Here is a 13,979-nt window from a genome sequence, read left to right on the forward strand (position 1 = left end):
CGGGGCACAGGAAAACGGCGCGAAGCACGCGGATCCGCATAGATTTCGAGGCGAAACCCACCTCGACTCTCCGAGAGGATCCCCGTGGCCGACACCGCCGTTCGCCCCGCCCCCGCCGCCCCGATCGCCGCCGAACCCCGAGTCGACGCCGCGCGCCTGACCCCCGTGCTGCTCGGCACCTGGGCCGACATTCGCCTCGAGGCGCGCGAGATGATCAAGGATCCGGTGTTCTGGCGCGTCGACGGGGAGCACTACCTCGAGCACCGCGAGCGGGTGCTCGAGCAGTGCCGCCTCCTCGCCCAGCGCGGCGCGAGCAGCCGCGCGCTGCCGGAGGAGTACGGCGGCCGGAACACGCAGGGCGGCAACCTCGCGGGCTTCGAGGAGCTCGTCCTCGCCGACCCAAGCCTGCAGATCAAGTCCGGCGTGCAGTGGGGGTTGTTCACCTCCGCGATCTTCCAGCTCGGCACGAAGCCGCACTTCGACAGGTGGCTCCGCGACGCGAGCTCGCTCGATCTGCCGGGCGCGTTCGCGATGACCGAGATCGGCCACGGATCCGACGTGCAGGCGCTCGGCACGACGGCGACATACGACGTCGAGACGCAGGAATTCGTCATCGAGACCCCGTTCCGAGCCGCGACGAAGGACTACCTCGGCAACGCGGCGAAGCACGCGCGCGCCGCGACGGTGTTCGCGCAGCTCATCACGGGCGGCGTCAACTACGGGGTGCACTGCTTCTTTGTGCCGATCCGCGACGCGGACGGGAACGACCTGCCGGGCATCACGAGCGAGGACGACGGCCCCAAGGGCGGGCTGAACGGCATCGACAATGGGCGCCTCGCCTTCGACCGCGTGCGCATCCCGCGCGAGAACCTCCTCAACCGCTACGGCGACGTCGCCGCGGACGGCACCTACTCGAGCCCCATCGCGAGCCCCGGCCGGCGCTTCTTCACGATGCTGGGCGCGCTCGTGCAGGGGCGTGTCTCGCTCGACGGCGCGGCGACCTGGGCCTCGGCCCTCGCGCTCAAGATCGCCGTGACCTACGGCAACGAGCGTCGACAGTTCGCGGGTCCCGCGGGGGAGGAGACGGTGCTGCTCGACTACGCCAAGCACCGCCGCCGCCTCATCCCGCGGATCGCGACCGCCTACGCGCAGACCTTCGCGCACGAGGAGCTCCTGCAGAAGTTTGACGGCGTCTTCAGCGGTGCGACCGACACCGACGAAAACCGCCAAGACCTCGAGACCCTCGCCGCGGCGCTCAAGCCCCTGTCGACGTGGAACGCCCTGTCGACGATCCAGGAGGCACGGGAGGCGTGCGGCGGCCAGGGCTTCCTCGCCGAGAACCGCCTGGTCGGCCTCCACCAGGACCTCGACGTGTACGCGACGTTCGAGGGCGACAACAACGTCCTGCTGCAGCTCGTCGGCAAGCGGCTCCTCGGCGACCTCGGCGCGCAGCTGAAGGGGAAGGACGCGCGCGAGCTCGCCGCCTACGTCGCGCGCCAGTCGGCGTCGAAGCTCTTCCACGGGGCGGGTCTGCGCCAGCTCGGCCAGACGGTCGCGGACCTCGGATCCACGGCGCGCTCGGTCGAGTTCGGGCTGCGCGCCGAGGACCAGCACCACCTCCTGACCGACCGCGTGCAGCAGATGGTCGCCGACGTCGGCGGGCGCCTGAACGCCGCGCGGCGCTCGGGCGCCGCCGCCCAGCAGGCGGCGTTCGACGAGAACCAGGTCGAGCTGCTCGAGGCGGCGCGCGCGCACGGCGAGCTGCTGCAGTGGGAGGCGTTCTCGGACGGGCTGGAGCGGATCGAGGACGAGGGCACCCGGACGGTGCTCACCTGGGTGCGCGACCTCTTCGGGCTGTCGCTGATCGAGCAGCACCTCTCGTGGCACCTCATCCACGGGCGGCTCTCGACCCAGCGCGCCTCCGCCGTGACGCGCTACATCGACCGGCTGTGTACGCGGCTCCGCCCGCACGCGCAGGACCTCGTCGACGCGTTCGGCTTCGCGCCCGAGCACGTGCGGGCCCCGATCGCCTCCGGCGCGGAGGCCACCCGCCAGGACGAGGCGCGGGCGTACTACGCCGATCTCGCGGCGCGCGGTGCGGCCCCGACGCCCGAGAAGCGCCCGACGCGCTGAGAGGGATTGCATCCGGGTGAATGCGGTTGGGCGATCGGGCGTGTCGCTGACTACGCTGACATAGTTAGGCCGCCGCTCGGCTGAGCGCGGCCCGCACGCCCGTTGCCCGAATCTGCTTGGGGGAGCAGCCGCAGATGAGTGTGTTCGCCTGGATGCGCGAGCGCAAGGCGTCCGTCGCCGGCGCTTCCGTCGTCGTCGCCGGATCCATCGTGCTCGCCGGCTTCGCCGTCGCGTACGAGGGCAACCCGACCGCCGAGGTCGAGCTCGACGACGGCAGCGTGTGGGTGACGAAGTCCTCCAGCGAGGTCATGGGACACCTGAACACCGAGTCCGCGCTCCTCGACGGGCAGCTGCGCGGCGCGACGTCGTCCGAGATCGGAATTCTGCAGTCCGGCGAGAACGTGCTGCTGCACGACCGCCGCGACAACACGCTCTCGCGCGTCGACGGCGCCGCCATGGTCCTGGGCGAGCGCGTGAGCCTCGAGGCCGGATCCGCGGTCGAGGAGGGCGGCGGGACCCTCGCGATCCTCGCCCCGTCGACCGGCGGCCTGTTCATCATGCCGACGACCGACATGGGCGCCTTCTCCGTCGAGGAGTCGGAGCCGACCCTCGAGCTTCCCGCCGACGCGGTTGTGACCGTCGGAGGAAACGGCGCGGTGCACGCCGCGTCGGCCGAGGAGCGCACGCTCTACACGATCGAGACCGCCGCCGACGGGCTCCCCGAGGGCGAGCCGATCGAGTCTCCGCTCGAGAGCGTGGACCCGGGCGACGAGCTCCAGATCACCACCGTCGGCGATCAGGCCGTCATCCTCGACCAGACGTCGGGGTACGTCGTGACGGCGGGCGGGCTGGAGACGTCGGTGGGCGCCGCGGGCGAGGCCCGCATCGCCGAGGACGCGGCCGCGGGGCCGAGCGTCCGCGTCGCGACGACGTCGTCCCTCGTCAGCGTGCCGCTCGACGGATCCGAGGCGAGCGCCGTGCCCGCGGGGGCCGAGGGCGAGCCGCAGAGCCCCGTCGTCGTCGACGGGTGCGTGTACGGGGTGTGGCGCGGATCCGGGCAGGTGTTGCGCGACTGCGCCGGCGCCGACCGCGACCTCGCCCAGCCCCTGGAGAACGCGCCGGGGGACGCGCCGCTCGTGCTGCGCGCGCGCGGCGGGCAGGTCGTCGTCAACGACCTCGCGGGCGGCAAGTCCTGGCTCGCCTCGACCACGATGCAGCTCGTCGACAACTGGGACGACCTGACGCCGCCGGAGGGCGACGACCAGGAGTCCGACGAGGTCGAGCAGACCGAGGTCACCGAGATCACGCCGCCGGACCGTACGAAGGACAACCGGCCGCCCGAGGCGCACGACGACGAGTATGGCGTGCGCCCGGGGCGCTCGGTCGTGCTGCCCGTGCTCGACAACGACAACGACCCGGACGGGGACCTCCTCACCATCTCGATCGAGGACCAGCCCGCGATCGGGCGGGTCGAGACGATCCAGGAGGGCAAGGCCGTCCAGGTGACGCTCGCGGCGAACGAGACCTCGGGCGAGGGCACGTTCACCTATCGCGTGGACGACGGCCGGGGCCTGTCGGACTCGGCGCGCGTGACCTTCGCCGTGCACCCGCACGAGGAGAACCAGGCGCCCGCGCAGAAGGACCAGCGCCCCACCGTCGCGGTCGAGACGGGCGGATCCGTCACCTATAACGTCCTCCCCGACTGGATCGACCCGGACGGCGACGACATCTACCTCGCCGGCGTGACGCCGGCCGAGGGCGACGAGGCGACCTTCACCCCCGACGGCCAGATCACCTATCACGCGCGCTCGGGCCACCAGGGTCCGCTCGACGTGTCGGTCACGGTCTCGGACGGCGAGGCGGAGTCGACGGGTGAGCTCGCGCTCGACGTGCGGCCCGTCGGCACGGTTCGACCCGTCACGAACACGGACCACCTCGTGATTGACGAGGGCGCCACGGGCACCGTCGAACCGCTCGCCAACGACCTCAACGCGGCGAGCGAGGAGCTGACGCTCGGCGGCGTGACCCAGGTGTCCGGCCTCGAGATCTCCGCGAACGCGCAGACCAACTCCCTTGAGGTCACGGGGCTCGTCGCGGGGACCTATTACGTGGACTACACCGCGACGGCGGGCACGCAGTCCGCCGCGGGCCTCATCCGCGTGGACGTGCGCGAGAACGCCGAGGTCTCGGACGAGCCCCCCGTCGCGGTGCGCGACACGGCGTACCTGCCGGGCGGCGGCGAGGTCCTCATCGACGTCCTGCAGAACGACGTGGATCCGGCGGGCGGCGTGCTCGTGGTGCAGTCGGTGCAGACCCCCTCGGGCGCGGGCGTCTCGGCCGCCGTGCTCGGGCACGCGTCGGTGCGCATCACGGACCGCGCCATGCTCGCGGAGCAGATCGTGCTGACCTATCGCGTGCACAACGGCCAGAAGGGTGCGACGGGCGAGATCGTCGTTATCCCCGTGCCGCCGAGCGACAAGATCCAGCCGCCCGTCACGGAGGACGACACCGCCGTCGTGCGCGCGGGCGACGTCGTGACGATCCCCGTCACGGACAACGATCACCACCCCAACGGCGAGAGCTTCAGCGTCGTGCCGGAGCTCGTCGAGGCGCCCGCCGCGAAGCTCGGCGAGGCGTTCGTGTCGCAGGACACCGTCCGGTTCCGCGCGGCCGAGGACGCGCGCGGGCAGGCGACGGCGATCTACGAGATCGTCGACGACAAGGGGCAGAAGAGCGCGGGCCTGATCCGCATCAACATCACGCCCTGGAACGAGGACAACAACGCGGCGCCGGATCCCGTCTCCGTCACGGCGCGCGCGCTGGCCGGCACGGACACGCGCATCGAGATCCCGCTCGAGGGCATCGACCCCGACGGCGACATGGTCGACCTCGTCGGCATCTCCTCCGCCCCGAGCCAGGGGCGCGTCACGGAGACCGGGCCCGATTACTTCACCTACGAGGCGTACCGCAACGCGGCGGGCGCCGACTCCTTCCAATACCGGGTGGCCGACACGTTCGGCGAGGAGTCGATCGCGACCGTGACGATCGGGATCGCGCCGCCGGAGGGCGTCAATCAGCCGCCCAACGCCATGACCGACGAGATCGCGACGCGTCCCGGCCGCGCCGTCTCGGTCCCCGTCCTGGCGAACGATTCCGATCCCGACGGCGACAAGTTCGGCCTCGTGCCGGACGGCATCGAATTCCACACCGACGACCCGGAGTTCGCGGCCGAGGTGTCGGGCGACTGTGTCATCGTCACCGCGCCGAACCGAGAGCTCGTCTCGCAGTTCGAGTACACGATCGAGGACGAGGTGGGCAACACCTCGCGCGGCGTCGTGCAGGTCACCGTCGCGGAGGACGTCCCGCTGGAGGCGCCGATCGCCCGCGACGACCGCGTGCTCATCGGCATGGTGACGGGAGACTTCACGGCCGACGTGGACCTGTTCGCGAACGACGAGGATCCGGACGGCACGACCGACGCGCTCACCGTCGAGGTCGCGGGCGTCGAGCCGCTGCCGGAGGAGGGCCCGGGCTTCGTGCGCGTCGCTGTCGAGGACCGGCGCCAGACGATCCCGTACACGGTGACCGACCCCGACGGGCAGACCGCTTCGGCGTTTCTCATCGTCCCCGCGAAGGACGACCTGCGTCCCGTGCTCGCCGAGGGCGCCGCGATTACCGCGCCGAGCAACGAGCTGATCGAGATTCCGTTGTCGGAATACGTCACGGTTGCCGAGGGCCTTGACGTGCGGATCACGAACAGCGACGCCGTCTCGGTCAACCACGGGGACGGCACGAACCTCGTCAAGGATGAGACCACGCTGCAGTACCGCTCCGAGTACCGCTACCAGGGCAGCGACGACATCACCTTCGAGGTCACGGACGGCGACGGGCCCGATGACCCTAACGGCCGCAAGTCGGTCATCACGATCCCCATCACGGTGCTCACTCCCGAGAACGAGCCGCCGGAGTTCACGAACACGACGATGAGCGTGGGCGCCGGCGACGGCCCCGTGTCCATCGACCTGTCCGCGCGCACGTTCGACATCGACGAGGACGACATCGCGTACACCCACACGAACGGCGCTCCCGACGGGGTCTCCGTCTCGATCAGCGGGTCCACGCTGACGGTCGAGGCGTCGCCCGACACCCGCGGCGTCGCGGCGAGCCTCGCGATCGCCGTCAGCGACGGCGAGAACGATCCGGTGCAGGGCACCGTCGACCTCTCCGTCACGGCGTCGGCGCGCTCGCTGCCGGTCGCGAACGACGAGGACCTGGGGGAGATCCACCAGGGTGAGCCTCAGCAGGTCGGCGTGCTCGCGAACGACTTCAACCCCTTCGAGGGCGAGGGATCGCTCCGCGTGATCGACGCGGTCGTGGAGGCGGGGGACGGATCCGTGTCCTACGACGACTCGAGCGTCACCGTCACGCCGGGCGGCGACTTCCACGGCTACCTCACGGTGCGTTACACCATCGCCGACCTCACCGACGACCCCGACCGCTACGTGCAGGGGCGCATCACGGGCACCGTCCTGGGCGTTCCGGACGCGCCGGGCACGCCGGATCCGTCCGAAGTCGGCAACCGCGAGGCGACGCTGTCCTGGACGGCGCCCTCCAACAACGGCGCCGAGATCTCGGCGTACGAGGTGCGCGCGACCGACGGCAGCTTCGAGCAGACCTGCGGATCCACGGTATGCCGCCTGACGGGGCTCGTGAACAACAAGGAGTACCAGTTCCAGGTCACGGCCGTGAACGAGGTCGGTCCGTCGGCCGCCTCGGCGCAGAGCATCGTCGTGCGCCCGGACGTCAAGCCCGAGGCGCCCGAGGCCCCGCAGTTCACGCTGACGGCGGGCGAGCGCGACCAGCGGCTCGGGATCTCGTGGAACCAGCCGAACAGCGATGGCTCGCCCGTGTCGGGGTATCTCGTGCGGATCAACGACGGCTCCTCCGTCACGACGCACCGCTTCGCGAACTCCACGGCGACGAGCCGCGTCTTCGACGGGCTCGAGAACGGGCGCCAGTACCGGTTCCAGGTCGCCGCGATGAACCGCGCCGACGTGCGAAGCGACGACGGCTGGGCGTGGAGCCCGTGGTCGGCGAGCGAGAAGCCCGCGACGGTGCCGTCGGCGCCCGAGGCGCCCACGGTGTCGCGCGAGTCGCGCTCGTACGGGGTGAACGAGTTCGCGCTGTCGTGGCCGACCCTCGCGGACAACGGCGGCGACAGCGTCGACACCTGGGTCGTGAACTTCATCCAGAACGGATCCGTCGTGCGCACGGAGGAGTTCGCGAACGCGGGCAACAGGGTGGTCGTCACCGCCCAGACCTCGTCGACGGACTACCAGTTCACGGTCGCGGGCGAGAACCGCGAGGGCCGCGGCAAGGCGAGCGCGCGCTCCGCGGCCATCCGCTCGTACAGCGAGCCGGGTGCGCCGTCGGACGTGGCGCTCCGCGCGGGCGACGGGGCGCTGACGATCTCCTGGACGAAGGCCGACCCGAACGGCGTGCGCGACAGCGAGGTCGGGTACGAGTACCGCCTCAACGGCGGGCCGTGGCAGCCCTTCTCCGGGGTGTCGTCGAGCGGCGACCGGCGGGAGGCGACCGTGTCGGCCTCGAACGGCACCTGGTACGAGGCCCGCGTGCGCGCGTTCACGCGCGTCAACGACGACGAGGGCGCGTTGTACGGGGCCGAGAGTGCTCCGAGCGGCACGGCCAAGCCGTACGGCCCGCTGGCGCAGCCGACCATCACGATCGACGGCACGGCCGGCGCGCGTATCGTGCGCGTCGACGCCTACGGCAACGGGTACCCCCTCCAGGAGGTGCGGATCCGGATGTCCCTCGACGGGGACACGGTGTTTGAGGAAACCGTCGGGCCGAACAGCGGCGATCACCTCGTCGGGTGGACCCAGAAGATCCTCGTCGCCCCCGGCCAGCAGCTGACCGTCGACGTCACGGCGCGCGACGAGGCGCGCACCCAGATCGGCAAGCCGACCCAGGAGGCCTCGTCGAGCGCGTCGTTCGTCGGGCCCACCCCGCAGTTCTACATCCGTAACGGCGGCGGCAACATCACGCTGACCTACCGCGACGTCACGGGGAGCGGCGAGACGGGCCTCGACTGGCAGCGCTCCCCGGGCACGTACGTCTACGCCTGCGAGATCCAGCGCAACGGCTCGTGGCGCACGATCGAGTGGAACCAGCGCGTCGACCTGACCACGGCGGGCGCCACGGCGGCCGACGCGCCGACGGACTGCTTCGCGGGCCGCTACGACAACCCCGCGCGCTTCACGATCAACGATCACGACTTCGTGCCGGGGGGAGCCGTGTCCGACCAGATCACGCTCCCCGCGCAACCGGCCGAGTGATGGCCGCCCCACACGCACCCACCCACCGATGAAGGACATCCGACAATGACGATGACGCCGCAGCAGGCCGGCTGGTTCCAGGGCACGTTCAACCGCCTGGTCGACAACGTCGATCGCGCGCTCATGGGCAAGCGCGACGTCGTGAGCCTCGTGCTCGCGTCGATGCTCGCCGAGGGACACGTTCTGCTCGAGGACGCCCCGGGGACGGGCAAGACGAGCCTCGCGAAGGCGCTCGCGGCGACCGTGCAGGGCACGTCCACCCGGATCCAGTTCACCCCCGACCTGCTCCCGAGCGACGTCACGGGCGTGACGATCTACGACCAGAAGACGCAGTCCTTCGACTTCCACCGCGGCCCCGTGTTCACGTCGATCCTGCTCGCCGACGAGATCAACCGCGCCTCGCCGAAGACGCAGTCCTCGCTCCTCGAGGTCATGGAGGAGGGCCGCGTGACGGTCGACGGCGTGACGCACGAGGTCGGCCGCCCGTTCCTCGTTATCGCGACCCAGAACCCGATCGAGACGGCCGGCACCTACAAGCTGCCCGAGGCGCAGCTTGACCGCTTCCTCATCAAGGCGTCGATCGGCTACCCGACCGTCGAGGTGACCGAGCGGATTCTCGCCGGATCCGCCGAGCGCAACCCGTCCTCGCGCCTGACGCCGCTCATCACGACCGACGCGATCGCCGACATGGCCGACCTCGGGCAGACCGTGCACGTCGACGGCGCGGTGCTGCGCTACGCCGCCGAGCTCGCGGAGGCCACCCGCGCCGACCAGGACACGCGCCTCGGCGTCTCGGTCCGCGGCGCGCTCGCGATGATCCGCCTTGCCAAGGTGTGGGCCGCGGCGCAGGGCCGTCACTACGTCATCCCCGACGACATCAAGGTGCTCGCGCAGCCCGCCTGGGCGCACCGCCTCGTCATGGACCCGGAGGCCGAGTTCGCGGGCGTCGTGCAGAGCACGGTCGTGCAGCGCGTGCTGGGCGACGTGCCCGCGCCGCAGAACCGCGCGCAGACGACGACTGCGTGAGCATGAGCGTCCCGTCCGCGCCGATCACGGCCGTGCCCGAGGGCGCGGCCGTGCCGGGCGACCCCTCGGCCGCCGACACGCCGCGCTTTGACGGACCGACCGAGGCGCGCGTGCCCTGGTGGCGCGTCGCGCTCGTGCTCGCCGGTCGGGCCGGATCCGCGGTGCTGCGCGGCGCGCGGGTCGTGCGCCCGATCGGGTGGCTCGCGATCCTCGGGGCGATCGTGCTGTGGATCATCGGGCCGCTGTACGGCTGGCGGGAGATGACGACGGGGGCGATCGCGCTGACGGTCATCGTCGTCGCCTGCGCCGCGTTCCTCCTCGGGCGCACGGCGTACGACGTCTCGCTCGACCTCAATCGCGACCGCGTCGTCGTCGGCGAGCACGCCCAGGGCGGGCTGATCCTCACGAACCCCACCTCGCGCGCGATCCCCGCCTCCCGGGTCGTGCTGCCGGTCGGGCAGGGGCGCGGCATCTTCGCCGTGCGCCGGCTCGCGCAGGCGGAGAGCGTTACCGAGCTGTTCCGGATCCCCACCCAGCGCCGCGGCGTGCTGCCCATCGGCCCCGTCAGCGTGCTGCGGGGCGATCCGCTCGGCCTGTTCGAGCGGGTCGAGCGCAAGGACGACCCGACCGACCTCTACGTCCACCCGCGCACCGTGCCGTTCGACGGCGAGTCGCTCGGGTTCGTGCGCGACCTCGAGGGCATGCCGACGACCGACCTCGCGCGCGACGACATCTCCTTCCACGCCCTGAGCGAGTATCAGCCCGGCGACGACCTCCGCCACGTGCACTGGCGCTCGTCGGCCCGCACGGGCGTGCTGATGATGCGCACCTACGAGCAGACGCGGCGTTCGCATTTCGTGATCGCGATCTCGCGCTCCGCCCGCGAGTACCGCACCGACGAGGAGTTCGAGCTCGCCGTCTCGCTCGGCGCGTCCATCGGCCGCCGTGCGATGCGCGACGCGTTCGAGGTGGACCTGCGCACGCAGGGCACGTCGCTGCGCGCGGGCAGCGAGCGCCGCATGCTCGACTCCCTGTCGGACTTCGAGGCCGAGCGAATGCCCGAGGGGATCGCGGAGCTCGGCGCCTTTGTCGGCACCGACGTCCCCTCGGCGAGCTTCGTCGTGCTCGTCACGGGCCGCGGCGCGACCGCGACCGACCTCAAGGCGGCCGCGGCCCGTGTTCCCGTGGGCGCGCGCACGCTCGTGTGCATCGCCGAGGAGGGGGCGGATCCGCAGCTGCGCCGCATCGCGGACGCGGACGTGCTCACCCTCGGCACCCTCGACCAGCTGCCCACCGCGATGCGCAGGGCCCTCGGATGAGCGCCCCCGAACCCCTCACGATGCGCCGCTGGGTGCTCGACCTCGGCGCGATGGTCGCGCTGTTCAGCGTGCCGATCCTCATCTTCTGGGCCGTGTTCGACAGCGCTCGGTTCTTCGTCGGTGCCTACGGGGCGCTCGCTGTCGGCCTCGCCCTCGCCTCGGCGGGCGCGATCTGGCGGTGGGGCATCCTCGTGCTCGCGCCCGCCACCGTCGGCGCGTACTTCGTCCTCGGCGGCGCGCTCGCGCTGCCGGACACGACGATCGGCGGGGTGATCCCGACGCTTACGACGCTGCGCGAGCTCGCCGTCGGCGCCGTGACCTCGTGGAAGTCGTTCCTCACGACCGTCGTCCCCGTGGCGGTGGAGGACGGGCACCTCCTCGTGCCGTTCGCGACCATCCTCGTCTTCTCCGTCGTGGCCGGCAGCCTCGCGCTGCGTGTAAGCCCGCCCGTGTGGGCGCTCCTGCCGGTGTTCGCCGCGACCGTGTTCGCGATCGTCCTCGGTAGCCCCCGCCCGCCGCTGTGGATGCCGTACGTGCTCGGCGCCTCGCTCGTCGCCGTCACGATCGGCTGGCTCGCCGTGCGCGAGGCCTGGTCGCCCCGGCGCTCGGTCGTCTCCATCGAGGGGCGCGCGGGCCGCGGATCCTCCGGCGGGGCGGGCGCGCGCGCGGTCGCGGGCGCGCTCATCGTCGCCGTGGCGGCGGGCCTCGGCATCGCGTCGCAGGCGCTCGCGGCGCCCAACGAGGTGCGCGAGGTGGCGCGCGACACGATCGTCCCGCCGTTCGAGCTCTACGAGTACGCGAGCCCCCTGCAGTCCTGGCGGTCCATCGTGCGCGATCACCCGTCGTCGGAGGACGCGCTGTTCACCGTCTCCGGCCTCCCCGAGGGCGCGCGCGTGCGCCTCGCGGTCCTCGACGGGTATGACGGGCTCGTTTACAACGTCTCGGACGAGGGCGCCGGGGCTTCGAGCGACTTCTCGCCGCTGCGGAGCAACATGGCCGAGGGGGTCGAGGGCGAGCCGGTCGAGGTGACGGTCGCGATCGACGAGTACGCGGGCGCCTGGCTCCCGGACCTCGGGGTCGTCGACCAGATCGCGTTCGGCGGATCCGGTCAGCGCGCGGACGCGCTGCGGCGCGGAACATACTTCAACGAGGCTACGGGGACGGGCATCGCGGTGACCGGCCTCGCCGCCGGCGACCAGTACACCGTCCGCGCCGTTCTTCCCGAGGAGCCGACGGCCGAGGAGATCGGCGACGCGCCGTTCGCGCAGGTCGAGCTCCCGCCGGTCATCGGGGCGCCCGAGGACGCCGCGTCCGTCGCGGCGGACGTGCTCGACGAAGCCGACGCGCAGGTCGAGGGCGCGCTCTCCGCCTACGCGCGCGTCGAGGCCCTGGAGGAGTGGCTCCGCAACAGCTACTTCAGCCATGGCCTCTCGAAGGAGGACACGGGCCGCGAGGAGGACGACCCGCAGTCGCGCGCGGGCCACGGCGCGCAGCGCATCGCGCAGCTCCTCACGGCCGACCAGCGCGTCGGCGATGACGAGCAGTACGCCGTCGCCATGGCGCTCATGGCGCGCGAGCTGGGAATGCCCGCCCGCGTCGTCATGGGCTTCCACGCCGACGAGAACGACCCCGACGTGGATCCGTTCGTCGCCACCGGCGAGAACGTGCACGCCTGGGTCGAGGTCGCCTTCGAGGGCTTCGGATGGGTCTCCTTCGACCCGACCCCGCCCGAGGACAACGAGCCGGAGGAGATCACGGAGCGCCCCCGGCAGGAGCCGCGCCCGCAGGTCCTCCAGCCCCCGCCCCCGCCGCAGGAGCCGGCCGACGAGCCTCCGCTCGTGCCCAACGAGCGCGACGACGTCGAGGAGGACGAGCCGTTCTTCTCGCCGCTCGTGTGGCAGATCATCGTCGCGACGGGCATCAGCCTGCTCGTCATCGCGCTGCTGCTGTCCCCGCTGTTCATCATCGGCGCCCTCAAGGTGGCGAAGCGCCGTCGCCGCGAGAACGCGGAGCTGCCCGCCGACCGGATCGCGGGCGGCTGGGAAGAGCTCGTCGACCGGGCGACCGACCTCGGCGCGTACCGGAAGGCGGCCCTGCCCGTCGGCCTGACGCGCCACGAGGAGGCCGCGACGGTGGGCGCGGCGTTCGACGAGCCGCGCGTGACCGTCCTGGCCGTGCGGGCGGACGGGGGCGTGTTCGCGCCCGTCGACCCGACCGACGACGAGGTGCGCGCGTACTGGGGCGAGGTGGACCAGGTCGTCGGTGACCTGCGCCAGAAGTCGACCCGCTTCGCCCGGCTGCGCGCGCGGCTGAGCCTGCGGGCGCTGGGGAAGAACTCCCCACTTCGTCGCGCGGGCGCATGGATCCGTGAGAAGGTCGCAGAGGCGAGAGCTTCCGCGAGTGCGAGAGGACGATGACGTGAGCATGTCGACCGGACAGTCGGGGTACGCGAGCCAGCCCGCGTACGGCCCGAACCCTGGTGCTCAGGCCCCCCAGGCGCCGCAGGCGCCGCGCCCGCAGGTGCCGGGGATCGCGACGATCGGGCGCCGCGTCGGCGTGTACATCGTCGACATGGCCCTCATTGGTGTCGCGGTGTCGATCGTCGGCGGGATCGTCCTGGCGATCGCCGTGCCGATGATCCTCGCGGGCGAGACCGCCGCCGCCACGGCCCTGTTCGGCCTGCCCGCGGTCGCGGGGCTTGCGTTCGCGATCGTCTACATCGCGATGCAGGGCGGGCGCGGTTCGTTCGCCCAGCGATGGTTCCGGATCCGCCTCGTGCGCGCCGATTCGGGAGACCCGCTCGGCTTCGGCCGGTCGCTCCTGCGATACGTGATCTGGGCCCTCGGGGCGTCGATCATCGTGGGGTACTTCTCGGTGTTCTTCGACTCGTCCGGGCGCCGTCAGGGCTGGCACGACCGCGTGTCGGGAGCCCTCGTCGTCGACGCGGACCACGCGGACGCCCTCGCAGGGATTGCCGGCGCCGCGGATCCGCAGCCCGCCGAGTACTCAGCTCCGGCCCCGGCGGGGGAGCCCGCCGCGCCCGCGGCCCAGTGGCAGACGCCGGTGCCCGCTGCCGGGTGGGAGGCGCCGGCCGCTCCCGCGACGCAGCAGGCGGCGTGGGAGGCGCCGGGCGCTCCCGCGGCAC

Annotated in this window: 6 protein-coding genes; all 6 read left to right on the top strand. The window is 72.1% G+C overall.

What is annotated here, in order from left to right; genetic code table 11:
• Window positions 1-84 precede the first annotated feature (84 nt).
• Complete coding sequence (locus GJQ66_RS07050; RefSeq protein ID WP_368732761.1) at window positions 85-2,133, top strand: acyl-CoA dehydrogenase; 2,049 nt, start codon at window positions 85-87, stop codon at window positions 2,131-2,133.
• 134 nt (window positions 2,134-2,267) lie between these two features.
• On the top strand, window positions 2,268-8,489 hold the full coding sequence (locus tag GJQ66_RS07055; RefSeq protein ID WP_155048640.1) for an Ig-like domain-containing protein: 6,222 nt from the start codon (window positions 2,268-2,270) through the stop codon (window positions 8,487-8,489).
• A 45-nt stretch (window positions 8,490-8,534) separates the two neighbouring features.
• On the top strand, window positions 8,535-9,515 hold the full coding sequence (locus tag GJQ66_RS07060; RefSeq protein ID WP_155048641.1) for a MoxR family ATPase: 981 nt from the start codon (window positions 8,535-8,537) through the stop codon (window positions 9,513-9,515).
• Between the two features lie 2 nt (window positions 9,516-9,517).
• Complete coding sequence (locus GJQ66_RS07065) at window positions 9,518-10,834, top strand: DUF58 domain-containing protein (protein ID WP_230379420.1); 1,317 nt, start codon at window positions 9,518-9,520, stop codon at window positions 10,832-10,834.
• Window positions 10,831-13,251 carry a transglutaminase domain-containing protein gene (locus tag GJQ66_RS07070; protein WP_155048643.1) on the top strand — a complete coding sequence of 807 codons (2,421 nt, stop codon included), beginning with the start codon at window positions 10,831-10,833 and terminating at the stop codon, window positions 13,249-13,251. The genes GJQ66_RS07065 and GJQ66_RS07070 overlap by 4 nt, the downstream gene beginning before the upstream one ends.
• 7 nt (window positions 13,252-13,258) lie before the next feature.
• Window positions 13,259-13,979 (top strand): RDD family protein (locus GJQ66_RS07075; protein ID WP_230379421.1); only part of this gene is annotated, 721 nt, incomplete at its 3' end.

The sequence above is a fragment of the Microbacterium sp. ZXX196 genome (assembly GCF_009709595.1).
GTDB lineage: Bacteria > Actinomycetota > Actinomycetes > Actinomycetales > Microbacteriaceae > Microbacterium > Microbacterium excoecariae.

Bases quoted from the DNA above. Each gene is read 5' to 3' on its own strand.
- GJQ66_RS07070 (WP_155048643.1), top strand. From the start codon at position 10,831: ATGAGCGCCCCCGAACCCCTCACGATGCGCCGCTGGGTGCTCGACCTC.
- GJQ66_RS07065 (WP_230379420.1), top strand. From the start codon at position 9,518: ATGAGCGTCCCGTCCGCGCCGATCACGGCCGTGCCCGAGGGCGCGGCC.
- GJQ66_RS07060 (WP_155048641.1), top strand. From the start codon at position 8,535: ATGACGATGACGCCGCAGCAGGCCGGCTGGTTCCAGGGCACGTTCAAC.
- GJQ66_RS07055 (WP_155048640.1), top strand. From the start codon at position 2,268: ATGAGTGTGTTCGCCTGGATGCGCGAGCGCAAGGCGTCCGTCGCCGGC.